The sequence below is a fragment of the Nocardioides panaciterrulae genome (assembly GCF_013409645.1).
Lineage (GTDB): Bacteria > Actinomycetota > Actinomycetes > Propionibacteriales > Nocardioidaceae > Nocardioides > Nocardioides panaciterrulae.
This window is the reverse complement of record NZ_JACCBG010000001.1, coordinates 475643-501149: the sequence shown is the minus strand read 5'-3', so window position 1 is coordinate 501149 and position 25507 is coordinate 475643. Positions and strand designations below refer to the sequence as shown.

18 protein-coding genes and 1 tRNA gene are annotated in these 25507 nt (G+C 74.9%); 8 read left to right on the top strand and 11 right to left on the bottom strand.

Features of this window, described 5'->3' with window-relative positions:
- Positions 1-28 precede the first annotated feature (28 nt).
- A tRNA-Phe gene (locus BJZ21_RS02305) sits at positions 29-105 on the top strand.
- A gap of 68 nt (positions 106-173) precedes the next feature.
- Here the strand turns inward: BJZ21_RS02305 and BJZ21_RS02300 are convergent.
- The 4 genes from BJZ21_RS02300 to BJZ21_RS02285 form a co-directional block, all read right to left on the bottom strand.
- Positions 174-2636, bottom strand: a complete 2463-nt coding sequence (locus BJZ21_RS02300; RefSeq protein WP_218851242.1) for a hypothetical protein — start codon at positions 2634-2636, stop codon at positions 174-176.
- Complete coding sequence (locus tag BJZ21_RS02295; protein ID WP_179662282.1) at positions 2633-3364, bottom strand: peptidoglycan-binding protein; 732 nt, start codon at positions 3362-3364, stop codon at positions 2633-2635. Before BJZ21_RS02295 ends, BJZ21_RS02300 begins: the two co-directional genes overlap by 4 nt.
- A gap of 141 nt (positions 3365-3505) precedes the next feature.
- Positions 3506-5767: an MMPL family transporter gene (locus BJZ21_RS02290; RefSeq protein WP_179662281.1), complete on the bottom strand. Its 2262-nt coding sequence runs from the start codon at positions 5765-5767 to the stop codon at positions 3506-3508.
- 1 nt (position 5768) lies between these two features.
- Positions 5769-6335, bottom strand: coding sequence for a hypothetical protein (locus BJZ21_RS02285; protein WP_179662280.1), 567 nt, complete (start codon positions 6333-6335; stop codon positions 5769-5771).
- A gap of 118 nt (positions 6336-6453) precedes the next feature.
- On the opposite strand from BJZ21_RS02285, the gene BJZ21_RS02280 reads away from it, so the two are divergent.
- Complete coding sequence (locus BJZ21_RS02280) at positions 6454-6879, top strand: hypothetical protein (protein ID WP_179662279.1); 426 nt, start codon at positions 6454-6456, stop codon at positions 6877-6879.
- A 62-nt stretch (positions 6880-6941) separates the two neighbouring features.
- On the opposite strand, the gene BJZ21_RS02275 is transcribed toward BJZ21_RS02280, so the two are convergent.
- Both BJZ21_RS02275 and BJZ21_RS02270 read right to left on the bottom strand, forming a co-directional pair.
- Positions 6942-8147: a SpoIIE family protein phosphatase gene (locus BJZ21_RS02275; protein ID WP_179662278.1), complete on the bottom strand. Its 1206-nt coding sequence runs from the start codon at positions 8145-8147 to the stop codon at positions 6942-6944.
- Position 8148: 1 nt separating this feature from the next.
- A complete protein-coding gene (locus BJZ21_RS02270) occupies positions 8149-8973 on the bottom strand; it encodes an alpha/beta fold hydrolase (RefSeq protein ID WP_343051910.1) in 825 nt (274 codons plus the stop codon).
- A 149-nt stretch (positions 8974-9122) separates the two neighbouring features.
- Here BJZ21_RS02270 and BJZ21_RS02265 point away from each other — a divergent pair, with 149 nt between their 5' ends.
- On the top strand, positions 9123-12872 hold the full coding sequence (locus BJZ21_RS02265; protein WP_179662277.1) for a SpoIIE family protein phosphatase: 3750 nt from the start codon (positions 9123-9125) through the stop codon (positions 12870-12872).
- A gap of 4 nt (positions 12873-12876) precedes the next feature.
- Here the strand turns inward: BJZ21_RS02265 and BJZ21_RS02260 are convergent, their stop codons facing one another.
- The 3 genes from BJZ21_RS02260 to BJZ21_RS02250 form a co-directional block, all read right to left on the bottom strand.
- Entirely contained in the window at positions 12877-14100 is a 1224-nt protein-coding gene (locus BJZ21_RS02260) for a mechanosensitive ion channel family protein (protein ID WP_218851240.1), read from the bottom strand.
- Positions 14101-14229: 129 nt separating this feature from the next.
- Complete coding sequence (locus tag BJZ21_RS02255) at positions 14230-15099, bottom strand: HAD family hydrolase (RefSeq protein ID WP_179662276.1); 870 nt, start codon at positions 15097-15099, stop codon at positions 14230-14232.
- Between the two features lie 150 nt (positions 15100-15249).
- Positions 15250-15474, bottom strand: coding sequence for a hypothetical protein (locus BJZ21_RS02250; RefSeq protein WP_179662275.1), 225 nt, complete (start codon positions 15472-15474; stop codon positions 15250-15252).
- A gap of 175 nt (positions 15475-15649) precedes the next feature.
- Between BJZ21_RS02250 and BJZ21_RS02245 the strand changes: the two genes are divergently transcribed.
- From BJZ21_RS02245 to BJZ21_RS02225, 5 genes are all read left to right on the top strand, one after another.
- Complete coding sequence (locus BJZ21_RS02245) at positions 15650-16561, top strand: PAS domain S-box protein (protein ID WP_179662274.1); 912 nt, start codon at positions 15650-15652, stop codon at positions 16559-16561.
- Between the two features lie 220 nt (positions 16562-16781).
- Complete coding sequence (locus BJZ21_RS02240) at positions 16782-17564, top strand: ANTAR domain-containing protein (RefSeq protein ID WP_179662273.1); 783 nt, start codon at positions 16782-16784, stop codon at positions 17562-17564.
- Between the two features lie 151 nt (positions 17565-17715).
- On the top strand, positions 17716-20970 hold the full coding sequence (locus BJZ21_RS02235) for a response regulator (RefSeq protein ID WP_179662272.1): 3255 nt from the start codon (positions 17716-17718) through the stop codon (positions 20968-20970).
- 25 nt (positions 20971-20995) lie between these two features.
- Complete coding sequence (locus tag BJZ21_RS02230; protein WP_179662271.1) at positions 20996-22402, top strand: hypothetical protein; 1407 nt, start codon at positions 20996-20998, stop codon at positions 22400-22402.
- A gap of 341 nt (positions 22403-22743) precedes the next feature.
- Positions 22744-23832 (top strand): Glu/Leu/Phe/Val family dehydrogenase, encoded by a 1089-nt coding sequence (locus tag BJZ21_RS02225; protein ID WP_179662270.1) that lies wholly within the window; start codon positions 22744-22746, stop codon positions 23830-23832.
- A gap of 149 nt (positions 23833-23981) precedes the next feature.
- Here the strand turns inward: BJZ21_RS02225 and BJZ21_RS02220 are convergent, their stop codons facing one another.
- Positions 23982-24170, bottom strand: a complete 189-nt coding sequence (locus BJZ21_RS02220) for a DUF3073 domain-containing protein (protein ID WP_179662269.1) — start codon at positions 24168-24170, stop codon at positions 23982-23984.
- Positions 24171-24393: 223 nt separating this feature from the next.
- Positions 24394-25503, bottom strand: a complete 1110-nt coding sequence (purM, locus tag BJZ21_RS02215) for a phosphoribosylformylglycinamidine cyclo-ligase (protein ID WP_179662268.1) — start codon at positions 25501-25503, stop codon at positions 24394-24396.
- Between the last annotated feature and the right edge of the window lie 4 nt (positions 25504-25507).

Here is a 25507-nt window from a genome sequence, read left to right as displayed (position 1 = left end):
CGGCCCTGTCGCCCGGGACCGGATGGTTGGGCAGGTAGCTCAGTTGGTACGAGCGTCCGCCTGAAAAGTGGAAGGTCGGCGGTTCGACCCCGCCCCTGCCCACCACCGCGAGAGCCGCAGGTCATCGACCTGCGGCTCTCGTCGTTCTCCGGGACCGCGAGCCGGTCTCCCCGTCAGGACGGGCTCGCGGTGGGCGAGGCCGAGGTGGTGCTGCCGCTGGGGGTCGGCGAGGCCGCGGTGCTGCTCGGGGACGGGGACGTCGAGGGGCTGACGCCCGGCGAGGCGCTGGTCGAGCCCGTGGGGTCCGGCACGCCCGACGGCGATCCGCTCGCCGTCGCGCCCGAGGTGGCTGGGACCGTCGCCGTCGGGGAGGCCGAGCCCGAGGGGTCGGCCGAGGACGAGGGGTCCGCCGAGGGGCTGGTCGACGGCGACGCCGACGCGGATGCCGACGGGTCGGTCGCGGTGCCGGGGTCGGTCACCGTCGGCTGGTCCTCCTCGATGATGGCGAGGATCTGCGTCTCGAAGTCGGTCAGCTGGGCGCGGATCTCCGACAGCGGCACGTCCTCGACGTGGTCACCGAACCGGGCGATCTGCTGCCACAGGTCGTCGAGCTTCGCGTTGGCCCCGTCGCTCAGCGGCCCGTCCAGCGTCACGAACAGCTGGACGGCGAGCGCGTAGGACAGGCAGCCCACGCAGCCGTCAGTGGCGGACACCGACAGGTTCTGCGGCACCGCCACGTCGGCCTGCCCGGTGACCAGCACCACCTGGAACGAGACCGCCACCGCGGCGCAGTCACGACAGCTCGCCAGCGCGAAGGCCTCGTTGGTGTTGTCCACCGGCGTGTTCGGGTCGGCCCAGACGAGCGCGAAGGCGGTGTCGTAGACCGTGGTGCCGTCGGTGGTGTTGACCGCCACGGCCTGGGTGTCGCCCTCGCCGGGGGCCGCGGGCGGCTCGATGGGGAAGACCCAGGTGCCCGGAGCCACGGACGACGCACCCGCGTCCGCCGCGCCGGCCCCGTCGGGGAGGCCGGCGGTCTGGCCGGACGCCGGGCCGTCGTGCGGCACCAGCACCACGGCGAGCATCGGGTGCTCCCGGGTCGGCGGCGCCTGTCCCGGGCGCAGGTAGACCGCCGCTCGGCCCTCGGTGCCGGCCCCGAACCCGGTCGCGGGCCGCGCGAGCGCCAGCGCGTCGCCCAGGGTGCCGCCCTCGTAGGCCTGCACCGGCCGGTAGCGCTCGGGCGAGGGCCACCACGACCACACCAGCCCGGCGGCCAGGGCGGCCGCCACCAGCAGCGCCAGGCCCCGTCGTACGGGGTGGCCGGCGGTGCGCGTCCACACCGCCCTGGCGAGCCGGCGTCCCACCCGGAACAGGGCGACCGCCATCGCCAGCGGCGGGAGCAGCACCACCAGGGCGGCCACGGCGTGTGCGGCGACCGCAAGCAGGTCACCGTCCCCGAAGGCCGCCTGCAGCGTGCCCCACTGCAACCGGCTGCTGGCCAGCGCGCTCCCCACGATGCGCGGGAAGGTCGTCACCAGCACCAGCAGCGTCAGCGCCAGCACCGGCACCACGACGAGCACCCAGGCCGACACGACCGCCCGCGCCCAGGGCTTGAGCATCCGCGCCTGTGGGTCGCGCCGACGCCAGGGCAGCAGTCCGCGCAGGGTGGGCCCGATCCGTTGGAACAGGTCCGGGACGCCGGTCACGTCGGCGAGCACGTGGTAGCCGTCGAACCGGACCAGCGGCAGCAACTGGTGGAGCATCTGCAGCACCTGCGTCGCCACCAGCAGGAGGATCGCGTCGTCGCGGCTCACCCACCACACCGCGGCGGTGCCGACCACCACCAGGGCGTTGAAGTAGAGACCCCCCAGGTCGGTCCGGAGCCGGCCCCCGCGGCCCAACCGGTAGGAGTCGGTGACGTCGGTGTAGAACGCCGGCCAGATGAGGTAGAGCCCGACCCCCATCACCCCGGGCGTCGCGCCCCCGCGCCGCGCGGCCGCGGCGTGGCCGAACTCGTGGAAGCCCGCGGAGAGCACGGTGACGGCGAGCACCACCAGCAGCAGGCCGGGGCGAGCGAAGGCGTCGTGGGTGGCGCTGGCGAGGCCGCGGTCGAACAGCACCCACCAACTGATCCACGCGAAGACCGCGAGCACGAGGGCGACCAGCAGCGGGTGGAACAGCCGCGCGAACGGCGCGGTCAGGCGACGGGTCCGCTCCGGGTCGGAGACCACCGCCTTGAACCGCAGCGCCAGCAACGGGTTGCTGCGCCTCAGCTCCGGCGGGCTGCCGTCGGGCGAGGCCGCGAGGCCGAGCGAGCGGAGCTTGGTGGTGAGCTGCGCGACGTTGGCGCCCGACACCCCCCGGCCGGTGGCCTTGGACAGGTGGGCCGCGAGCTCGTCGTGGCCTCGGCGACCGTCGAGCGCGGAGAGCAGCAGGTAGAGCAGCGGCGTGAGCTGGACGACCTGCCCGTCGGCGCGGCGGGCCAGCGCCGGCGGCGTCCGGTAGCCCGAGCCGGGCATCTCGCCCATGAGCTGTACGCCGTCCGCCCGGGCCGGGGGACGCTCCGCGTCGTCCCCCGGTCCGGGCGCAGCGCCGGGTCCGGGCTCGACGAGGTCGCCGCGCCCCCCGGTCGTGGTCACGGCTGGGTGATGTCGGAGGTCTGGTCGGAGCTCGCGGTCGCGGAGCCGTCGATGTCCTGGTTGATGACGGCGTCCTGCTGGGCGACCGAGACGGCGTCGCTGTCGATCGAGCCGACGTTCGCCGCGACCGAGGCGTCGATCGGGGCGGCGACGTTGGCGTTGGCGGCCACCGCGCCGTTGATCGGGGCCGCGATGTTGGCGTCGCCGTCGAGGTTGACGTCGACGTTGAGCAGGTTGCCGTCCGCGAGGCTGCCGGCGGTGGAGCCCGCGCCGCCCACGGCAGCGCCCGGGTCGGCGGTGCTGCCGTCGGTCGGCAGCGAGGTGCCGGCGTCGGCCGTGGTGCCGTCCGTGGTGCCGCCGGCGGTGGTGCCATCGGCGGTGGTGTCGGTGCCGTCGGGGGCGGCCCCCTGCTCCAGGCTGCTGTCCTGGGCCGCGTTGGCGGTGGCGTCGGCGTGGATGCCCTGGTTGATCAGGGCGCCCTGGTCCGACAGCGCCTGGGCCGTGGAGCCGGCGGAGAGGACGTTGGCGCCGACCGAGGCGTCGATCGGCGCGGCGACGTTCGCGTTCGCGGCCACCCCGAGGTCGATCGGCGCCGCCGCGTCGATGGCCAGGTCGAGGTCGGCGTTCAGGTCGAGGATCGACACGACCTCCTTGTCGGGCAGCGCGACGCCCTCCTCGGCCGCGAGCTCGGCCTCCGAGAGGCCCCGGACGTCGTTGTGGTCGGTCATGGCGATCCCCCATGGTTGATGAGACGTTTTGGTGCGGGCCACGTACCCGTGCCCCGCTGCCACCAAACCGGGGTGGGGAGGCCCGAACGACCCCGGACGCACCGGACCGCGCGATCAACCGTCCGGAAGGTACGCCGCGGCTCATCGCCCTGCGGCGCTCGTCGTCTCCGGCCCGACGGCGGGCCCCGGCGCGGGGTCGGCCGGCGGCGAGCCTCCCAGCCGGCTCGGCCAGGCGCTGGCCGGGCCGACCACCGTCAGCATCGCCGGCAGCAGCAGCGAGCGCACCACCAGCACGTCCAGCAGTATCCCGACCAGCATGACGAGGGCGAGCTGCCGGAACGGCACCAGCGGCACCACCGCCAGCAGGCCGAAGCTGGCCGCCAGTGCGAGTCCGGCCACCAGGATCGCCGTGATCGTGCCGGGCATCACCAGGGCGACCGCCTCGGAGAGGGGCCGGGTCCGCGCCACCTCCCACACGTTCCCCACCGCGAAGATGTTGTAGTCCGAGCCGAACGCGAGGAGCAGCACGGCCCCCGCGAACGGCACGTAGAAGGTCAGTCCCGCCCCGGGGTCCAGGTGCCCGAAAACCAGCGTCGTCAGCCCGAGCGCCGCCCCCAGCGAGAGCAGGCTGCCCAGCAGCAGGTAGGCGGCGGCGACCACGGCGCGCAGGAAGATGATCAGCATCAGCAGGTTCGCGGCGAGCGCCGCCAGCGCGATCCGCAACAGGTCCCCGCTGGTCTGGTCTACGATGTACGCCGCCGTCGCCGTGTCGCCGGCGAGCCCGGCGGTGGCGGTGGACAGCCCGCTGTCGCGCAGCAGGGCGGGCAGCCGGCTGTCGAGGTGGTCCACGGTGTTGATCGCGGTGGCCCCGAGCGCCGGGTGGTCGAGGACGACCAGGAGCCGAGCGGCCCGGCCGTCCCGGGTCGTCAGCACACCTCGCTCCAGCCGCCGCGGGAGCGAGCCCGGGTAGAGCACGCCCGCGACCCCCGGCTGCTGCTCCAGCGACTGGCCGAGGCGACGCAGCCGGCCGCGCTGCCGGTCGAGCCGCTTCCCCTCGAGCAGCACCGTGGTGGGTGACAAGATGCCGGGGGCGAAGCCCGCCCGCGCCGCATCGGCCGCCTGCCGGACCCCGTTGTCGGGTGGCAGCGACCCCACGAACGAGACACCCAGGTCCATCCTCAGCAGCGGCAGCGCCGCGACCAGCAGGACCGCGACGCAGCCGGCGACCGTGAGCCCCGCGGCGCGCCGGCTGTGCGTCAGCGCGGCCAGGACCCGCATCCGCAGCGTCTCGGGCCGGGGGGCCGGCCGCCGTGCCCGGGGCCGCACCGGCCAGAACGCCCACCCGCCGAGCACCGACAGCATCGCCGGCACCAGCGTCACCGCCACCAGCAGCCCGAGGAGCACCGTGAACACCAGCGCCGGGCCCAGGGCCCGGAAGAACAGCGACTGCGCGACCAGCAGCGCCCCGGTGCCGGCGGCGACCGCGAGGCCGGCGACGGCGACGATCGGCGTGCACCGGGCGGTGGCCGAGCGTGCGGCCTCCAGCCGGTCCGCGGTGGACTCGAGCTGCTCGCGCAGCGCGGTGAGGTAGAACACGACGTAGTCGGTGACCACCCCGAGCAGCAGCGCGACGATGACCGGCTCCAGCTCGCTGGGCGTGGCGAACCCGAGGATCTGCGCCAGCTCCCCGGAGAGGTGCACGGTGAGCAGGTAGGCCACCCCGGTGGTGACGGCGGCCAGCAGCGGCGCCACCACCGACCGGAACGCCGCCCCGACGATCAGCAGGATCGCCCCCAGCGTGAGCGCCTCCACGAGTGGCAGCGAGTCGTGGATGATGTGCCCCTGCGCGGCGCGGGCCGGCACCGAGCCGGTCACCCCCACGAAGCTGTCCCTCGGTCCGAACGAGACCGCGGCGTAGCGCCGCGCGGCCCTGGTCTGGGCGCTGAAGGAGACCGTGGGGTCGAACAGCAGGTAGGTGAGCGCGGTCGTGCCCTCCTCCCGGGAGCCCGGGAAGGCACCGAGGCCGTTGGTCAGCGGCAGCGCTCCCCGCAGCCGACGCAGGCCGGGACGCTGGTGCTTCTCGACGGCCACGGCGTTGACCACCGTGCGGGCCTGGTCGAAGACCGACAGCCCGTGCGGGTCGCGCTGCACGACGGCGGTGCGCCCGGTGAGCGGGAAGCCGAACAGGTCGACCGAGCGCAGCTCGGTGGTCACGGCCGGGGTGTCCTTCGGCAGCAGCCCGCTGAGGTTGCCGACGCCCTGGGACTCCCCGAGGGTGGGCAGGAACGGGGAGGCGAGTGCGACGACCGCCCAGAACCCGATCACCCACCACCGCAGCCGCACCAGCAGCGCGGCCCACCTGCGCGCCCGCCGCCCCCCCGTGGCGCGGTACGGCGAGCTCATCTCACGACCGCGCCTGCGACCGGGTCAGGCCGAGCCGGGCGAGCTCGGCGTCGGCCAGAGGACGCGTGTTGCCCTCGGCGACGGCCAGGACCGGGTCCTCGTGCAGCCGGTGCGCCTCGGCGTAGGACAGGGAGTGCAGCGCCCGCTCGGCGAGGTACCGCTCCAGGCCGGGGTCGTCACCATGCCGCACGAGGGCCTGCCTCAGCTCGATGGTCTCCCGCCGCCGCGCCAGCCGCAGCGGGAGGTACAGCCCGGCGATCGGCGTGGTCGGGGCCAGCGCGATCGCCAGCCCGAGCAGCAGCGAGAGCTGGCGGAGCTCGGACTTCACCTGTTGTCCGCGGTCGGCGACGTCGGCGCCGGTCGCGACCACCTGCCGACCGAGCTCGCCAGGCCGCTCCCCCACGACCGGCACCTTGCCCACGGCCCGCAGCGCCTGACCCGCGGAGCCGATCGCCTGCCCGGAGCTGGTGACCGTGTCACCGAGGCCGGACAGCTGCCACATGGTGTAGCCCGACCAGGCACCCACGAGGAGCCAGAGCACGAACCAGAACGCCACGAGGCCGTCCATGAGTCGTAGGGTGGCGGGGTCGGCTGTCCGGATCGAGGGGCCCACCGCCTCAATCTAGGCGCTCGAGGCGGCCCATGTGGGGAGCCGGGCGGCGTGGTCGCCGACGGAGAGGAGAACGATGCCCGACGATCAACGGCAGCGCACCACGAGCCGTGCGCTGATCTGGGTCCCGGCCGGCACCTTCCTGCTCGGAGTGTTGCTCGGCGGCCTCGTGACCGGGGTGGCGCTGGACGGCCACGGAGGCACCCGGGCGGAGGGCACGCCGAGCACGTCACCGACCCAGGCCTCGCCGTCACCATCGGGCGGGACCGCGGTGGTGGTCCCGGACGAGTGCGCGGCGGCGGCGCAGACCGTGCGCGACGCCACCGCGCTGATCCGCGACAACGTCGCCGCGATCCGGGACTTCCAGGCCCAGAAGATCGTCGACTTCCTCAACCGGCTCGAGGACCTCGACAAGCGCGCAGGCCAGGAGGCCGCCGCCTGTCAGGACGTCTCGGTCGCGCACACCGGTCCCTCCTCGCCACTGGCGAGTCCGACCGGCTGAGGCCCGGCCCCCGACGGGGCCGCCGACGGGCGGGCCAGGCCGGGGGTGCCCTCACGGGACCGTCACGGGCCTGGAGCCGGCAGCCCGAAGGCGACGACGGCGATGTCGTCGCGGGCCCGCTGGTCCTGGAAGGCGAGCACGTCCGCGACCACGCCCTCCACCACCGGACCGGCCGCGGCCGGCAGCCGCGTCAGCGTGCTGCGCAACCGGTGCTCGCCGAAGAAGGCGCCCTCCCGGTCACGGGCCTCGGTGACCCCGTCGGTGTGCAGCAGGAGCACCTCGCCCGGGCGCAGCGGCACCGCGGTCTCGTCGAACCGGACCTGCTCGAGCACGCCGAGCAGTGCGCCCTCGGCGCCCACGACCTCGGGCGGCCGACCGGCACCGAGCAGCAGCGGGGCGCAGTGACCACCCGTGGCGTGCAGGGCGTGCCACTCCCCGTGCACCTGCCGCACCCGCAGCAGCGCGACCGTGCAGAAGCGGTCGTTCCCATGGCGCAGCAGCACCTCGTTGAGGCCTTCGAGGATGTGCGCCGGGCCGCCGTGGCCCACGGCGAGCGCCCGCACCGTGTGCCTGACCAGCGCCGTGAGCGCCGCCGCCTCCACGCCCTTGCCGCACACGTCACCGATCACGACGATCCAGTCCGCCGGGCCCAGCGGGAACACGTCGTAGAAGTCGCCCCCGACCTCGCTGCCGTCCCCCGCAGGCCGGTACGCCGCCGCCAGCTCGAGCCCCGGGATGGTGGGCGGCACCGGCGGGATCAGCGTCTGCTGCAGCGTGCGCGCGAGCGCCCGCGCAAGCTGCTCCGCGGCCTCGGCCTCCTCCTTGGCCCGCAGCAGCTCCCGCTCGTAGCGGCGACGGTCCGTGGCGTCGAAGACCGCGATCCTGACCACCCGGGGCAGCCCCTCCTCGTCGCGGTCGAGGTTCGCGCTGACCAGCACCGGCAGCCGGCGGCCGTCGCGTCGCAGGAGGTCGAGGGCGATCTCGCGGACGCTGCCGTGCATCCGCAGCGACGGCGCGTAGTGCGTCTCGTGGTAGATCCGGTCCCCCCGGGAGAGGAGGTCGACGAAGGACAGCCTGCCCACGACGTCGGCGGCCTCGAGGCCGAGCCAGGTGAGCAGGGTGGCGTTGCACTTCACGATCAGCCCGTCGGGTGTGGTCGAGAGGTAGCCGCACGGCGCCTGCTCGTAGAGCCGGACCGGGTCGTCGAAGACCAGCGCGTCGAGGAATGCCTCGCGAGCGGCGCGTGTCTGCTCGACGAGCTCGGCCACCTCAGCCCCCGGCGCCGGCGAGCAGCACGAAGTCGTCGATGGCGGCCCGCGTCGCCTCCGGCGCACTCAGGTGCGGGCAGTGACCGGTGGCGTCCAGCATCACCAGCCGGGCGTCGGGCAGGGCGTCGCGCACGTACTCGCCGACCTCCACCGGGGCGATCAGGTCCTCCCGACACTGCAGGACCAGGGTCCGGGTCCTGACCCGCGGCAGCTGCGCGCGCAGGTCGCTGAGGAAGGTGACCCGCGCGAACCGACGGGCCACGCTCGGGTCCATCCGGCAGAAGCTGTCGGTCAGCTCCCGGCCCAGCTCGGGACGCTCCCCGTTGCCCATGATGGCGGGGCCCATGGCCGCCGACCAGCCCAGGTAGTTGCTGGCCAAGGAGTCGAGCATCTCGAGGATGTCCTGCTCCTCGAAGCCGCCGACGTAGTCGACGTCGTCGACGTAGCGCGGCGAGGGTCCCACCATCACCAGCTTGTCGAACCGTTCGGGCTCCGCGACCGCCGCGAGCGCGGCGATCATCGCCGAGACCGAGTGGCCGACCAGCACGACGTCGTGCAGGTCCAGCCCGTGCAGGACGGCCAGCACGTCGTCGGCGTACCCCTGCAGGGTCGCGTGTCGGTCCGGGTCGTAACCCGAGGCGGCGGCACCTCCCGACCCCGGGAAGTCGAACAGCACGACCCGGAACCGGTCGGCGAAGGCCGGGGCCACCAGGCGCCACATGTGCTGGTCGCAGCCGAAGCCGTGGGCGAACACCATCGGCTGGGCGTCGGCGGGGCCGGAGATCGTGACGTTGTAGCGCGACACGACGGCCTCTGCGGACTCCACACTGCGACACTAACCCACCCGGCGGGCGGGCCCGGACGGTCCACCACCGGCCCGGAGCCGGTGCTTGCATTCCGATCCCGGCCCGGCCCCTCTAGACTCGCGACAAGTCGCCACGGAGCCGCCGAGGCACCGGCCGAGGAGAAGCCTGCGTGCGGGACACCTTCCTCCGCAGTGGTGATCTCGGGCGTCACCTGCTCGCGGTCGACTGGGCGGCCACGCCGCTCGGACCGCCGGCGGAGTGGCCGAACAGCCTGCAGACGGCCGTGCGGATCGTGCTGTCCTCGCGCTTCTCGATGTGGATGGCGTGGGGCCCCGAGCTCACGTTCTTCTGCAACGACGCCTACCGCCGCGACACCCTCGGGGCGAAGTACCCGTGGGCGCTCGGCAAGCCGGCCTCCACCGTCTGGTCGGAGATCTGGCACGACATCGGCCCGCGCATCGACCGGGTGATGAGCACCGGCGAGGCGACCTGGGACGAGCAGCTGATGCTCTTCCTCGAGCGCAGCGGCTACACCGAGGAGACCTACCACACCTTCTCCTACAGCCCGCTCGCACGAGACGACGGCTCGGTCGCCGGCATGCTCTGCGTGGTCAGCGAGGACACCCAGGAGGTCATCGCCCGCCGCCGGATGCAGACCCTGCGCGACCTCGGGCTCGGCACCAGCACCAGCACCTCCGTCGCAGAGGCGGTGGCCTCGGCCTGCGCGGAGCTCTCCCAGCGGCCCGCGGACCTGCCGTTCGCGCTGGTCTACCTCTACGACGGCGACGCCAGCGCACGCCTGGCGGGGTCGGTCGGGTTCGACGGCCTGCACCCCGCGGCGCCCGCGGTGCTGGGCCCGGGCGCTGCCGCCACCTGGCCGCGGCCCGACGGTGGCGTGCTGGAGGTCGACCTCCACGGCCGCTTCGAGGACCTCCCGACCGGCAGCTGGTCGCGACCCCCGGCCCGGGCGGCGGTGCTTCCGATCGTCCAGGGCACCCAGGCGCCGTACGGCTTCCTGGTGGCCGGGCTCAACCCGTTCCGCCCGCTCGACGAGGGGTACGCCGACTTCCTCGGGCTGGTCGCTGGGCACCTCGCCTCGGGCATCACCGACGCCCGCGCCTTCGAGTTCGAGCAGCAGCGGGCCGAGACCCTGGCCGAGCTCGACCAGGCCAGGACCGACTTCTTCACCAACGTCAGCCACGAGTTCCGCACGCCGCTCACGCTGCTCCTCGGCCCGGCCGAGGACGCCCTGACCGACACCGTCCACCCGCTGGGGCCCGACCAGCGGCAGCGGGTCGAGGTCATCCACCGGAACGGGCAGCGGCTGCTCAAGCTGGTCAACACCCTGCTGGACTTCTCCCGGCTGGAGTCCGGGCGCGTCGAGGCGTCCTACGAGCCGGTCGAGCTGGGGCGCTACACCCGCGAGCTGGCCAGCATGTTCGAGGGCGCGGCCCACCGGCTCGGGCTCCGCCTCGAGATCGACTGCCCCGACCTGCCCGAGCCGGTGCACGTGGACCGGGACCTGTGGGCGAAGGTCGTGCTGAACCTGCTCTCCAACGCCTTGAAGTTCACCTTCGAGGGCGGGGTGACGGTGCGGCTGGCCGCCGAGGGCGACGGCGCGGTGCTGACCGTCACCGACACCGGCACCGGGATCCCCGCGGAGGAGCAGGCGCATCTCTTCGAGCGCTTCCACCGGGTCGCGGGCGCCCGGTCCCGCACGCACGAGGGCTCGGGGATCGGGCTCGCCCTGGTGGCCGAGATCGCCGCGCTGCACGGCGGCGAGGCCGGCGTCACCAGCACCCCGGGGGCCGGCAGCAGCTTCCGGGTGCGGGTGCCGTTCGGCGTCCGGCACCTCGACCCGGGGCACCTCGCCCGGGCCGCCGGCACCGGCTCGGGGGCCGGCGTCGCCCGCCAGGTCGTCGACGGCTTCCTCGCCGAGGCCGGCCAGCTGCTCGCCCGGGACGCCGCCGGAGACTCCGCCCGCGACCTCGCCGGCGTCGCCCCGGACCCCGCCCAACCGCTGGTGCTCGTCGTCGACGACAACCCCGACATCCGCACCTACGTCACCAGCCTGCTCTCCAGCAGCTACCGCGTGGGCGTGGCGGTGGACGGGCGGGACGCCCTCGAGCAGGCGCTGGCCGAGCCGCCGGACCTCGTTCTCACCGACGTGATGATGCCCCGGCTCGACGGCTTCGAGCTGCTCCGGGAGCTGCGCAGCCACCCCGAGACCACCGCCGTGCCGGTGGTGATGCTCTCGGCCCGGGCCGGCGAGGACGGCACCCTGCAGGGGCTCGAGGCGGGGGCGGACGACTACCTGGTCAAGCCCTTCGCCGCCCGCGAGCTGCTCGCCCGGGTCAAGGCCAACCTCGAGCTGGACCGCGCGCGCCGCAGCCGCGAGCAGATGGCGCGCAGCCAGTCGCTGCTGGACCAGGCGCAGCGGCTGGCGAAGCTGGGCAGCTGGGAGCTGGACCTCGCGACCGGCGGCGTCCGCACCACCGAGGAGTTCCGGCGCATCGTCGGCCTCGACGCCGAGCAGGTGGCCGCGCTGGGGCTGGAGGGCCTGATCGAGACCGTCGTCCACCCCGACGACCGCCGCCGGGTCGCCGAGACCCTGGCCGCCGCGACCCCCGGCGAGGGCGTCCGCTACGACGCTCGCATCCGGCGCCCGGACGGGCAGGAGTTCCTGGTCCGGGTGCACGCCGAGATGGCCGGGACCGACGAGCAGGGCCGCCCCCGGGTGCTGCTCGGCTCGCTGCAGGACATCACCGAGCAACGGGCCGCCGAGGAGGCGCTGGCCCGCGCCGCGGCCGCCGCGGAGGCCGCCAGCCGCGAGCACGCCATCGCCGACGCCCTGCAGCGCAGCCTGCTGCCCGAGACCGACTACGACCTCGAGAACCTCGAGGTCGCGACCTACTACCGCGCCGGCGTCGAAGGCACCCAGGTCGGCGGCGACTGGTACGACGTGATCGAGCTCGGCGGCGGCCGCACCGCGCTGGTGGTCGGCGACGTGATGGGCCGCGGTGTCCAGGCGGCCGCCGTGATGGGCCAGCTGCGCGCCGCGGTGCGCGCCTACGCCCGCCTCGACCTCTCGCCGGCCGACCTGCTGGAGTCGCTCGACGGCATCGTCCGCGACCTGGGCGCCGACCAGATCGTCACCTGCCTCTACGCCGTCTTCGACCCCGCCGACCAGACGCTGCGGTTCGCCAACGCCGGCCACCTGCCGCCGCTGGTGGTCGCCCCCGGCGGCTCGGCCACGGTGGTCCCCGACGCCGCCGACCCGCCGCTGGGTGTGGGCCTCTACAACGTCCGCGAGGGCCGGCTGCCGCTCGCCCCGGGCAGCACCGTGGTGCTCTACACCGACGGCCTGGTCGAGCGGCGCGGCGAGGACCTCGACGACGGGGTCGAGGCGCTGCGCGGCCTGGTGGAGAAGCTGGACGGTCCGCTGCGACGGGCGCCGGCCGCCCTGGTCAGCGGCCGGCTCCCGGACGGGCCCGACGACGACGTGGCGGTGCTGGTCGCGCGCGTCCACCACGGCGGCGCCCCCACCGAGCTCACGCTCGAGTGGGCCGACGCGGAGGTGCCGGTCTCGGCCGCCCGCCGCGCCGTGGCCGAGCACCTGCGCCGGCGGGGCGCGAGCCGGGCCGCGATCGAGGACGCGGTCCTGGTCACCAGCGAGCTGCTGACCAACGCCGCGCTGCACGCCGTACCTCCGCTGCAGCTGCGGGTCCTCGGCGACGACGGCGAGATCCGCATCGAGGTCCACGACCACGCCAGCTACGAGCCGCGCAAGCAACGCCCCGACAGCGACGACGAGCACGGCCGCGGGCTGCAGATCGTCGCCGCGATCGCCGATCGCTGGGGCACCCGCCCGACCGACAGCGGCAAGGCGGTCTGGTGCGTGCTGTCGGCGACCGACTGACCGGTCAGCTCGGCGGCCGGTCCGGCTGCTCCTGCGCCGGCAGCGGGTCCATCCGCGGGAGCGGGATGGTGCCGGTGCCCATCCGGCGCGCCCGCTCGTCGGCCGCGGGGTCGCCGTGGAAGAGACCGCCGTCGCGGCGGTCGTCGACCGGTTCGAACGACGAGGGCGCCGGCGCCTGGACCATCTCCACGCGCTGGCGCGGCAGACCGGCGTCGGCGTGGTCGCGGACCCAGGCGACCATGTGCTCGCGCACGTGGCAGCGCAGGTCGAACAGCGACGGCGCGTCCGCTGCGGTGACCAGCATCCGCACCCGCACCCAGCCGCCGACCGCGTCGGTGACCTGCAGCACCTTCACCCGGCCGTCCCACAGGTCGGTGCGCGCCAGCGCCGCGTCGAGCTCGCGGCGCATCTCCGCGGTGTCCACGCGCCAGTCCAGGTCCAGCTCGACCGAGCCGAGCAGCTCGGAGTGGGTGCGGGTCCAGTTCTGGAACGGGGTGGTGGTGAAGTACGTCGAGGGCAGCACCAGCCGCCGGTCGTCCCACAGCCGGACCACGACGTAGAACAGCGTGACCTCCTCGATCCAGCCCCACTCGTTCTCCACGATCACCGCGTCGTCGAGCCGGATCGCGTCGCTGAACGCCAGCTGGATGCCCGCGAAGACGTTGCCGAGCACCGACTGCGCGGCCAGGCCGGCGACCACGCTGATCACCCCGGCGGAGGCCAGCAGGCTGGCGCCGACCACCTGCACCTGCGGGAAGCTGAACAGCACCGCCCCGGTGGTCACCAGCACGCCCGCGCTGACCGTGAGGCGGCGCAGCACCAGGGTCTGGGTGCGCAGCCGGCGCGCGATCCGGTTGTCGCGGGCCTCGGTGCGGTAGCGCCGCAACCCGCTGTCCTCGACGAACAGCACCACGGTGGTCAGGAACCAGCCGAGGGCCACGATCGCGAGCACCCGGGCGGTGATCGTGGTCCACGCCCACCAGGTGGTGTCGGCCTCGTGGCGGCGCAGCACCGCCACCGCCGGGTTGAGCGCCAGCAGCAGCACCAGGACGCGGAACGGGATCTTGGCGGCCCGGATCAGGTGACGCAGCGAGGGCCAGCGCCGCGCGGCGAGGGCCAGCATCACGCGGGTCAGGACGATCACGGCGGCCGCCCCGAGCAGGGCGGTGCCGACACCGATCCCGAGGCGCTCCCAGTTCACGGCCATCAGGGCCACGGTCGCGTGCATGGACTTCCCATCTCCCCGCTTCGCCCAGCCTGTGCAGCTCCCCGCCTTTGCCCAGCGTTCCCGGGCGGGCCCGCCGCAAACGCCGCGGGCCGCCGGCCGCCGTTCCCCGGGAGTCGGTCTCTCCGTGCGTCAGACCGCGGGCGACACCGCCGCGATGCCGGCGACCGCCTGGCCGCGGGCGGCCAGGCCGGTGGGCAGGCCCGGGGACAGGCGAGGCGTCGGGACCCGGCCCGACCCGCGCGAGCGCCGCTCCTGCGGCCGGGGGGCCTCGGCCAGGAGCGAGGCCAGCTCCTGCCAGTCCTCCACGACCCGCAGCGCGCCGGCGCCGAGCAGGGCGGCACGGCGCGCGGGGCGCTCGGACTCCGGCACGTGGACGAGGTTGCCGATCGTGGTCAGCTCCGCCGCGACCGCGGCGCGCACCCCGCAGCGGGTGCTCTCGACGGCCAGCGTCTCCTCCGGACGCACCCCGAGCCGGAGCACCGCGTGCAGGTGGACGCTCGGGTCGGGCTTGCTGGCGGCCAGGGCCAGCGAGTCCTCGCCGCTGAACCGGCGCTCGGCCGGCAGCAGCTCGTCGAGCCCGGCCGCGGCGAGGCAGGCGTCCATGCGGGCCGACGACGTGGAGCCGACCGCCGCGAGCAGCCGGCGCTCGGCGATCCGGGTCAGCGCCTGCCCGGTGGCCGGGTCGGGCGCGAGACAACCGCGCAGCCGGGCGGTGACGCACCGCTCCTCGCGGTCCACCCAGTCGGCCAGCTCCGCCTCGCCCAGCCGGACTCCCTCCTCCGCCGCGAGGTCGCAGACGATCCGCCGGAAGCTCCGGCCCCGCCAGTGCTCGCGCAGCCGGTCCCCGTCCCAGCGGGTCGCCGCGAGCCGGTGGAGCAGCTGGCGGCGGACGCCTGCGGCCGCGGCGTACGCCTGCTCCTCGGTCGCGACCAGGGTCGAGTCGGCGTCGAGGAGCAGGGTCGACACCGCCGAGAGGTCCGGGGCGGGTGGGGTCGGCACGAGCATCCCTTTCCGGCCGCGCGGGGGAACGGCCACAGGGACTGTGCCCGGGATCACACCGACCTAATCCCCCGGGCTCCCGCCGTTCGAGGCCGCGGCGAACCGTGAGTCGGCTGGGGCGGGCTGGGTCGAGCCGGGCCGGCGCGAGGCTCAGGCGGCGCCGCGGACCCGGCGTACGGCGAGCCAGGTCTCGAACCGGCCGTCGACGGTGCCCAGCCAGTGCCGCAGGCCGTCCTCGAAGGCGTCGCACTCGAGCCGGCGGCCGAGCAGCTCGTACTCCGCCTGGCGGACGGGGTCGCACCGGTGGGGGGAGCCGGTGGCGCGGTCCACCGCGGCTCCGCAGTCGGGGCAGGTCAGGTAGCGCGGGCTGGACATGACTCTCTCACTTCGACGACGGTGCCGGAAGGATTCCCGGGCCGGTCGCGGCGCAAACCCGCCCGCCGCCCACAAGTCCCGCTCGTCCGGGTCGTTGGACCCGTCGCGGCGGACACGGTGCCCGAACAGGTCCCGAACAGTGTGGGTGGGTCCGGGGGCGCGCCACCATGGAGCCATGACGACCATCGGTGCCGAGGAACAGGTCGCCGCGCTGGGGCACGCGGTCATCACCACCGACCCGGACGGCGTGATCCTCGGGTGGAACCCTGCGGCCGAGCGGCTCTACGGCTGGGCGGCGGAGGACGTGCTGGGTCGCAACATCGCCGAGGTCACGGTGCCCGACGTCTCCCGCGAGACCGCCGAGGACATCATGCGGGCGCTGCACAGCGGGGTGCCGTGGTCGGGCGGGTTCCCGGCGCGCCGCAAGGACGGTTCGATCTTCCCCGCGCTGGTCACCGACACCGGCATCTACCGCGATGGCCGGCTCGTGGCGATCATCGGCATCTCGACCAACCTCGGCACCGCGCTGCGCCCGCTGCTGGAGCGCTCGGCCGACGCCGCGCTGCTGCTACGCGCCGACACCACGATCACCTACTCCTCTCCCGCCGTCCGGCTGCTGTTCGGGTGGGCGGAGGAGGAGCTCATCGGCACCTCCTTCCTGGCGCACCTGCACCCCGACGACCGCGCGCGGCTCGGGGTCGTGCTCGCCCGGGTGGTCAACGAGCCGGGGCCGCGCCCGGCGCAGGAGGTGCGGGTGCGCCGCGGCACCGGCTGGGCCTGGGCGGAGGCGGCGTTCACCAACTTCCTCGACGACCCCCTGGTGCGCGGCGTGGTGTGCAACCTGCGGCGCAGCCTCGCCCACGACGCCGAGGAGGAGGCCGAGCAGCGCAACGAGCGGCTCGAGGCCGCCCTGCAGTCGCGGCTGACGCTGGAGCAGGCCCGCGGCTTCCTCGCCGGGCGGGACGGGATCTCGGTGCACGAGGCGCTGGCGCGGATGCGCGGCTACGCGACGGACCACCGGATGTCCCTGGACGAGGTGGCCGACGGGCTGCTCGGGCACGTCCTCGAGGTGGGGCCGCCGGAATGACCCCGGGCTGACGCCGGGCCGCCCGCGGCCCCGGGCCCGCCTGCCTCCCGCCTGCCTCCCGCCTGCGTCCCACCTGCCTCCGGTCGGGGCGTCGGTCGTGGGATACGATCCGCTTCCCCGGGTTGGAAGAACAGCCCGCGCGACCGGGCACCGGAGCCGTCCGTACGGCGGCGCGCCCGCGCCCCTCGCGCACGGGCAGCACCACCCCCGGAGTAGCAACGTGGCCAGTCGGCCGGACCTCGCCGACCTCCTCACCCGAGCCGTGCGGGAGATCAACTCCCACACGGACCTCGAGCCCACCCTCGCCGCGATCGTCGCGTGCCTCCACGCCGGGCTGCCGGCCGGGCACCACGTCGGGCTGTGCCTCCAGCAGCGGGGTGGCGTCGTGTCGACCGCGGCGGTCTCCGACGAGTCCGTGGTCGACCTCGAGGCCGCCCAGCACGAGCTCGACCAGGGCACCTGCCCTCGGGTCATCCGGACCGGGGAGACCACGATCGCCGACCCGGTGGACGACGAGCAGGAGTGGACGGGCTACCTCCCCGCCGCGCTGCGCCGCGGCGTCGACGCACAGCTGTCGGTCCCGCTGGTCGCCGGCGAACGGATCTGGGGGGCGCTCACCGTCTACTCGCTCCACGGTCGGGGCCTCTCCCCCGACACCAGGCGGCTGGCGTCGCTGTACGCCGTCCACGCCGCGGTCGCCGTGGCCCGGTCGCACCGGGAGGACAACCTCGAAGCCGCGCTGGAGAGCCGCAGGATCATCGGCCAGGCGGTGGGCCTGAGCATGGAGCGCTTCGGGCTCGACGAGGAGCTCGCGTTCCGCTACCTGGTCCGGCTGTCCTCCACCGGCAACGTCAAGCTGCGCGAGGTCGCCCGCGAGCTCGTGGACCAGGCCAACCACCGGGCCAACCACCGGGCCGACGGCGGGGCCGACAGTGGGGCCGACCACCGGACCGACCACCGGACCGACCACGGGGCCGACCACGGGGCCAACTGCGGGCCGTGAGCCGCACCGGGCACCGGCCCCGGCACGCACCCCGCCGTACGCCGGGTCCCGCAGCGTGATCCCGCTCGGTCGCCGGCCTCGGCCGGGCCGTAGTCTCCGCACACCTCGTCGGGCATGGATGATGGGGGCACGCACCGACGGGAGGTGACGGGTGGAGGCGGATGCGGAGCTGTTCCGCGCGCTGGTCGAGGCCAGCCCGGACGGCCTGTGCGTCTTCGACGAGCGCGGCACCATCACCTGGGCCAACGCCCGGATGGCGGCGCTGATCGGCCGCGCCCCCGAGGAGATGCCCGGCTTCCGGCTCGAGGCGGCTCTCGACGAGCTCGGCCGGACCCAGTTCCGCGCGCACCTCGCCGAGCTCGCCGGCCTCGGGGAGACCGACGCCGCCGACGGCGCCGACAACCTGGAGTCGCTGTTCCTGCGCCCCGACGGCACCCCGGTCTGGGTCCTGGTCAGCTACCGCCCGATCCGCGACCCGGAGGGGCGCCGCACGGGCTGGTTGCACCGGGTCGCCGAGTACACCGAGCGCAAGTCGCTGCTGGAGACCCTGCAGGAGCGCGAGCAGCAGCTGGCCGCCGCGCAGCGGATCGCCCGGATCGGCAGCTGGGAGTGGGACGTGGTGACCGACACCGTCACCTGGTCCGACCAGCTCTACCGGATCTACGAGGTGGAGGTCGGCGACCGGGCCGCGACGTACGAGGGGTTCCTGTCGCGGATCCATCCCGCCGACCGCGAGCGGGTGGCCGGGGTCATCGAGGCCTGCCTGGCGGAGGGCGACCGGTTCAGCTTCGACGCCCGGGTGCTGCGCAAGAACGGCAGGGTCGGCTGGATCCGCGGCCTGGGCCTGCTGGAGCGCGGCCCGGACGGCAGGCCGCTGCGGATGAGCGGCACCAGCCAGGACATCACCGCGCTCAAGCGCGCCGACCGGGCCGCCGCCGAGGCCACCCGGCGCCTGGAGCTGCTCCAGGAGATGGCGATGGCCGCCAACCAGGCCACCAGCCTGGTGGAGGCGGTCCGCGACACCGCTCTCGGGCTGCCGCGATACACCTCCTGGGTCGCCCTCGGCCTGTACCTGCCCGGGCCCGACGGCGGTCTCGACCGGGTGGCGCTGCCGCCCGGCGGCGAGGGGCTGGCCGAGCCGGACCCGGCGCTGGCCGAGCGCGCCCGCGGGTCCGGACGGGTCGAGGTGGGCCCGACCGGGGCGCCCGACCCGGCCCACCGCCTGGTGGCCGTGCCGGTGCTGCTCGGCGACGAAGCCGCGGCGGTCATCGAGCTGCTCGCCGACGCGGTGGCCCCCGACCAGGAGTCGCTGTCCCTGCTCGGCCAGATCGCCGGCCAGCTGAGCCTGGTCGCCGAGCGGGAGCGGCACGCCCGTGACCTCGCCGAGGCCCGGGACCAGGCGATGGAGGCGTCCCGGCTGAAGTCGCAGTTCCTGGCCACGATGAGCCACGAGATCCGCACCCCCATGAACGGCGTCATCGGCCTGAACGAGCTGCTGCTGCGCACCGACCTCGACGACCACCAGCGTCGGCTGGCCGAGGGCCTCCAGGGCGCCGGGCTGACCCTGCTCGGGATCATCAACGACATCTTGGACCTGTCGAAGATCGAGGCCGGCCGGCTGGACCTCGAGTCCGTGGACTTCGACGTCCGGGCCGTCTTCGACCAGGTCACCGGGGTGCTCGGCGGCGCCGCCCACGCCAAGGGCCTCGAGCTGGTCGCGGCGTGCCACCCCGACGTGCCGGAGGTGCTGCGCGGCGACTCGGTGCGGTTCGGGCAGGTGCTGACCAACCTCGGGTCCAACGCGGTGAAGTTCACCGACCACGGCGAGGTCGTGATCGCCGCACACGTGGAGCAACGGACGCCGGAGCGGGTCGTGCTGCGCGTCGACGTCACCGACACCGGGCCGGGCATCGCCTCGGAGGCCCAGGCCACGCTGTTCGACGCGTTCACCCAGGCCGACCCGTCCACGACCCGCCGGCACGGCGGGACCGGGCTGGGACTGGCGATCTCCAGCCAGCTCGCCGAGGCGCTCGGCGGCACGCTCACGGTCGACAGCAGCCCGGGGCACGGCAGCCGGTTCACGTTCACCGCCTCGTTCGCGACCGCGCTGCGGCCGCCGGCGCCCCGGCCGCGCTCGAGGCCGCGGCTGGACGGCCGGCGCGTGCTCGTGGTCGACGACAACGAGACCAACCGGCTGGTGCTGACCGAGCAGTTGGGCGCCTGGGAGGTCGAGGCGGTCGCCGTACCCTCCGCCGAGGAGGCCCTGACCGCGCTGCGCGCAGCCGCGCGCGAGGGCCGGCCGTTCGAGGCCGTGCTGCTCGACCTGGTCATGCCCGGCACCGACGGGCTGGCGCTGGCGGGGATGATCCGTGCCGACGCCGGGCTGGGACGGCCCCCCATGCTGCTGCTGTCCTCCCATCAGGACGTGGGTCCGGAGAAGGCGCGCGCGGCCGGGTTCCGCGGCGCGCTGGCGAAGCCGGTCCGCCACGACGACCTCTACGAGGCCGTCGCCGGGCTGCTCACCGCGGACCCGGCCGGCGGGCGGGCCCCGGGGGCGCCCGCGCCGACCGGCACACCGCCGCTCGGGGCCCGGGTGCTGGTCGTGGAGGACAACCAGGTCAACCAACTGGTGGCCGCCGGGCTGCTGGAGAGCCTCGGCTGCGAGGTCGAGGTCGCCGGGGACGGGATCGGCGCGGTCGCCCGGCTCGACCGCGACCACGGCTTCGACCTGGTGCTGATGGACTGCCGGATGCCGCGCATGGACGGTTTCGAGGCGACCCGCGTGCTCCGCTCCCGGGAGCCGCAGGGGCGTCGGGTCCCGGTCGTCGCGATGACCGCATCCGCGCTCGAGGGCGAGCGCGAGCGCTGTCTCGAGGCCGGCATGGACGACTTCCTGACCAAGCCGGTCGACGCCGGCGAGCTCGAGGTGCTGGTGCGGCGGTGGGCGCGGGTGGCGGCCCGGGCAGGTGCGCGGGCGGAGCCGGTGGCCGGGGCTGAGAGGGCTTCGGCAGCACCGGGGGCGGTACCGGCCGCGTCCCAGGAGCCCGCGCCCCAGGCCGGCGACGACCTGGACCGGGACCGGATCCGGATGCTGAGCGAGCTGCGCAAGGACGGCGTCAGCTTCTTCGAGCGCACGGCCACCTCGTTCATGTCCCGGGTCGGCGACCAGGTGGTCGCGATCCGCGACGCCGTCGACGACCGGGACGCCACCCGGCTGCAGAGCGCCGCCCACCAGTTGAAGGGGAGCTCCCTCAACCTGGGCCTGCCGCGGGTGGCGGCCACCGCGGCCCGTCTCGAGCGGACCGGCGCCGCCGGCAGCACCGACACCGGTCGGCTCCTCGACGACCTCGCGCTGGACGTCGACCGGGCGGTCGCCGCGCTGCGGGCCGCCATCGCCGGCGGCTGACGCCGCCCGCTGGGAGACTGTCGGCGTGTTGCCGCGCTTCGAGGTCGTCGCCCGCCGCCGCCCCGTCGACCTCGTCTGCCCCGGCTCGGTCGTGCTCGATCAGCCCCTGACCGCCGGCGGCCGGACGCCGACCCCGCACCCGGCGCCGTACGCCGCGGTCGTCGCCGACCTCGACCCCGGGCCGTTCGACGGGCGGTTGGAGCTCGAGCTGGTCTCCGGCGACGTCCGGCTCGCCGGCTGGTACGACGGGTCCGGGGCGCTCGGCCTGACGGTCACGGCCGGGGGGCGGACCAGCATCCACCGCAGCCGACGGCACGGCCGCGTGCCGCACCCCGCGGCCGGCGTGGGCCTGACCCTCACCGGCACCCACCTGACCGTGCTGTCCCGGGACGAGAGCCCGGACCGGAGCCCGGGGCGGGACCCGGACCCGGACCGGGGCCCTGTCGGCTGGACCGTGCGCGGCCGGGTCGACCTGCGCGACCGGGTCGACACCCGGGACGAGGCCTGGCTGGCGGCGCTGACCACCGGTCACCGCTGGGTCGGGTCCGGGGCCCCGCCCGGTGGCCGGCTGCGCGCGGGCGGCTTCGGGCAGCTCGGCCTGCGCGACGTGCGGGTGGTGACGGCGGCCGACGGGTCGCCGTACCGCGACGACGGCCGTCTCCTGCTCACCGCCACCAGCGCCGGGCCGGGCTTCTTCGACACCGCGCACACCTCGGTCTGGGCGCTGGACACCGACAGCCTGGACGTCGAGCACCGGGCCGACCTGTTCTTCCGGCGGCCCGGCCGGCCGGGGGTGTTCGGCGACCACGCGACCCACCTGGTGCGCGACGGTGACCGGTGGCTGGTGGCGACCAGCACCTGGGGCGACTTCGACCCGGGGAGGCCGGACGCGACCGTGGCCGTGACCCTCGCCGTGACCGACGCTGACCTGCTGACCGGCCGGCACGTGCTCGACACCCGGCCCCTGGCCCTGCCCACCGGCGACCTGCGCTCGGTCGGCGTCTGGGACCCCCACCTGGTGCGCGAGCGGGACCGGTGGCTGGTCGGCTTCGTGAGCGCGCGGCGCTTCTTCCGCTTCCACCCCGCGCTCGCCGAGGGCCCCTCGCTCGACGCGCTCGCGCTCCGGGCCGCCGACCCCGGCCGGATCGCCACCGAGGGCACCACGCTGCTCCGCCTCGACGGCGACTGGCGGGTCCTCGCCAGCGACGGCCGCGACGGACGGCGCGGACAGCGCCGCGGCTACCCCGTGCTCGACCTGGACCTGACCCCGGTCGGCGCGCTGGACGCGCCGTACCTCACGAACATCCCGTGGCCGACGCTCGTGCCGGCCGACGACGGCGGCTGGCTGATGGTGACCTTCGACGGCACGCCGTACGGCGGTCCGCTGCCCGGCTACGGCACCCACGGCGACCTGGTGCTGCTGCGCACCTGACCACCCCCGAGTCGGCGCATGTTGACGCCCGCCCCACCCCGAGTCGGCGCATGTTGACGCCCGCCCCACCCCGAGTCGGCGCATGTTGACGCGCAGACCGCACGCCCGGACGTCAACGAGCGCCGACTCGGCGCACCCACCGGCGTCAACGAGCGCCGACTCGACGTACCCGCGAACGTCAACCAGCGCCGACTCGGCGTACCCACGAACGTCAACCAGCGCCGACTCGGCGGCGCCGCAGCACGGGCCTACGATGTGATCACGGACACGCACCACCCCCGCGGGTCCGCGACACCAGCGCCACCCACCCCGTGGCCGACACACAGAAAGTGGTCATCCCCATGTCTGCACTCGACGCCGACGTGTTCGAGCTCGGCTCGGAGCACGAGCAGGTCGTGTTCTGCAACGACCCCGCCTCCGGCCTCAAGGCCATCGTCGCGATCCACTCCACCGCGCTCGGGCCCGCCCTCGGCGGCACCCGCTTCTACCCCTACGCCACGACCGCCGACGCGGTCCACGACGTCCTCAACCTCTCGCGCGGGATGTCCTACAAGGCGGCGCTCGCCGGGCTCGACCTCGGCGGCGGCAAGGCGGTGATCATCGGGGACCCGGCGACCGGCAAGTCCGAGGCGCTGCTGCGGGCGTACGGCCGGTTCGTGCAGTCGCTGGACGGTCGCTACTACACCGCCTGCGACGTCGGGACGAACTCCCTCGACATGGACCACATCGCCCGCGAGTGCGACTACGTCACCGGCCGCACCGTCGCCCACGGGGGCGCGGGCGACAGCTCGGTGCTGACGGCGTACGGCGTCTTCCAGGGCATGCGCGCCGCCGCCGAGCAGGTGTGGGGCACCGACTCGCTCGCCGGCCGCACCGTGGGCGTGGCCGGTGTCGGCAAGGTCGGCCGGCACCTGGTCCGTCACCTCATCGAGGACGGCGCGAGCGTGGTGGTCACCGACGTGCACCAGCCGTCCGTGGACCGGGTCCGCGACGAGTTCCCGCAGGTCACCGCCGTGGAGTCCACCGAGGCGCTGGTCGCCTCGACCCTGGACGTCTACGCACCGTGCGCGCTGGGCGGCGCCCTCACCGACGACGTCGTCGACGTGCTGTCGGCCCAGGTCGTCTGCGGGGCCGCGAACAACCAGCTCGCCCACCCTGGCGTCGAGAAGGCGCTGCAGGAGCGCGGCATCCTGTACGCGCCGGACTACTGCGTGAACGCCGGCGGCCTGATCCAGGTCGCCGACGAGCTCGAGGGCTTCTCCTTCGACCGGGCCCAGCAGCGGGCCACCGGCATCCTCGACACCACGCGACGCGTCTTCGAGCTCGCCCGCTCCGAGGACGTCCCGCCCGCCATCGCGGCGGACCGGCTCGCCGAGCGCCGCATGCACGACGTCGGCCGCCTGCGCGGCCTGTGGCTCAACCCGCGCTGAGGCGCCCTGACGCAGCCGTCATACGCCCCGGTTGGTGGAGCGACCGGGGCGTATGACGTCCGGGGGGACGTCACCCGAGGTGGTCGCCCCGGCAGCCAGGACGTATGACGCGACCCGCGCCCGCACGAGACGGCAGCGCGGGTCTGCGGTCAATCGCGACGGGGCTCCGCGTAGTCCGACCACTCGTCGCCGCCGTCGGGCGACTCGTCCCGGTCGCTGGTGTCACTCTCGCCGCCATGCAGCTCCTGCGCCAGCTTCCCGAAGTCCGTCTCGTGAGTGCGGTACTTCAGGTCGCGGGCGACCTTCGTCTGCTTGGCTTTCGCTCGGCCGCGCCCCATAGGGTCAGCCCCCTCGCACGCTCGGCCGGGGCCCGAAACCTTAGAGCGGTGGGGCGCCCGGACTTCTGAACAATTCTCTCGTGGGCAAAAGGCTACCGGGTGGGCGGCCGATCCTGCACATCGCAGCACCGGATTTCGCCAACGGCGGACAGACCCCTGATCGCCGGGCGCCGACCGGACGCCCATCGGAAGCCCGCCGGGCCCCCGGCGACACCGGGCGACCTCACCAGCCGGGGTGCTGACCCTCCAGCAGGACCTTCCCGCCCTGCCGGTCGTCGGCCCGGACCGCGCCGGCGGCCCAGGCCCGGATCCCGTGGCCGGCCAGCAGCTCCACGGCCGTGTCGACGTCGTCCGGCGCGATCAGCGCGACCATGCCGACGCCGCAGTTCAGCGTCGCCTCGAGGTCGGCCTGGGGCACCTCGCCCACCCGCCGGACCAGGTCGAAGACCGGCTGCGGCCTCCAGGTGGCCCGGTCGATGGTGGCGCTGAGCTCGACCGGCATCACCCGCTCGAGGTTGGCGGCGAGCCCGCCGCCGGTGACGTGCGACATCGCGTGCGTGGCGGTCCGCGACGCCAGCTCGAGGCAGGCCTTGGCGTAGATCCGGGTGGGCTCCAGGAGCTCCTCGCCCAGGGTCCGGCCGAGCTCGGGCACGTCGCGGTCCAGCGCCCAGCCGGCGCGGGTGAGCAGCACGTGGCGGACCAGCGAGTAGCCGTTGGAGTGCAGGCCGCTGGCCTCCATGGCGAGTACGACGTCACCCGGGCGGACCCGGGCCGGTCCGAGCAGCGCGTCGGCCTCGACCACGCCGGTGGTGGCCCCGGCGACGTCGTACTCGTCCGGCGCCAGCAGCCCGGGGTGCTCGGCGGTCTCCCCGCCGATCAGCGCGCAGCCGGCGAGCACGCAGCCCTCCGCGATCCCCTTGACGATCGCGGCGATCCGCTCGGGGACCACCCGGCCGGTCGCGATGTAGTCGGTCATGAACAGCGGCTCGGCGCCACAGACGACCAGGTCGTCGACGACCATTCCGACCAGGTCGAAGCCGATGGTGTCGTGGACGTCCATCATCTGCGCGATCGCCACCTTGGTGCCGACCCCGTCGGTGGAGGTCGCCAGCAGCGGCCGGCGGTAGTGGGTCAGCGCGCTGGCGTCGAAGAGGCCGGCGAAGCCGCCGAGCCCGCCGATCACCTCGGGCCGGCGGGCCTTGTCCACCCAGCCCTTCATCAGCTCGATCGCGGTGTCCGCGGCCTCGATGGAGACGCCGGCCTCGGCGTAGGCGCCCGCACCTCCGGGGCTGGCGGTCGGGGCGGGGCTCGGCTCGACGGGCGGCTGCGTCACGGGA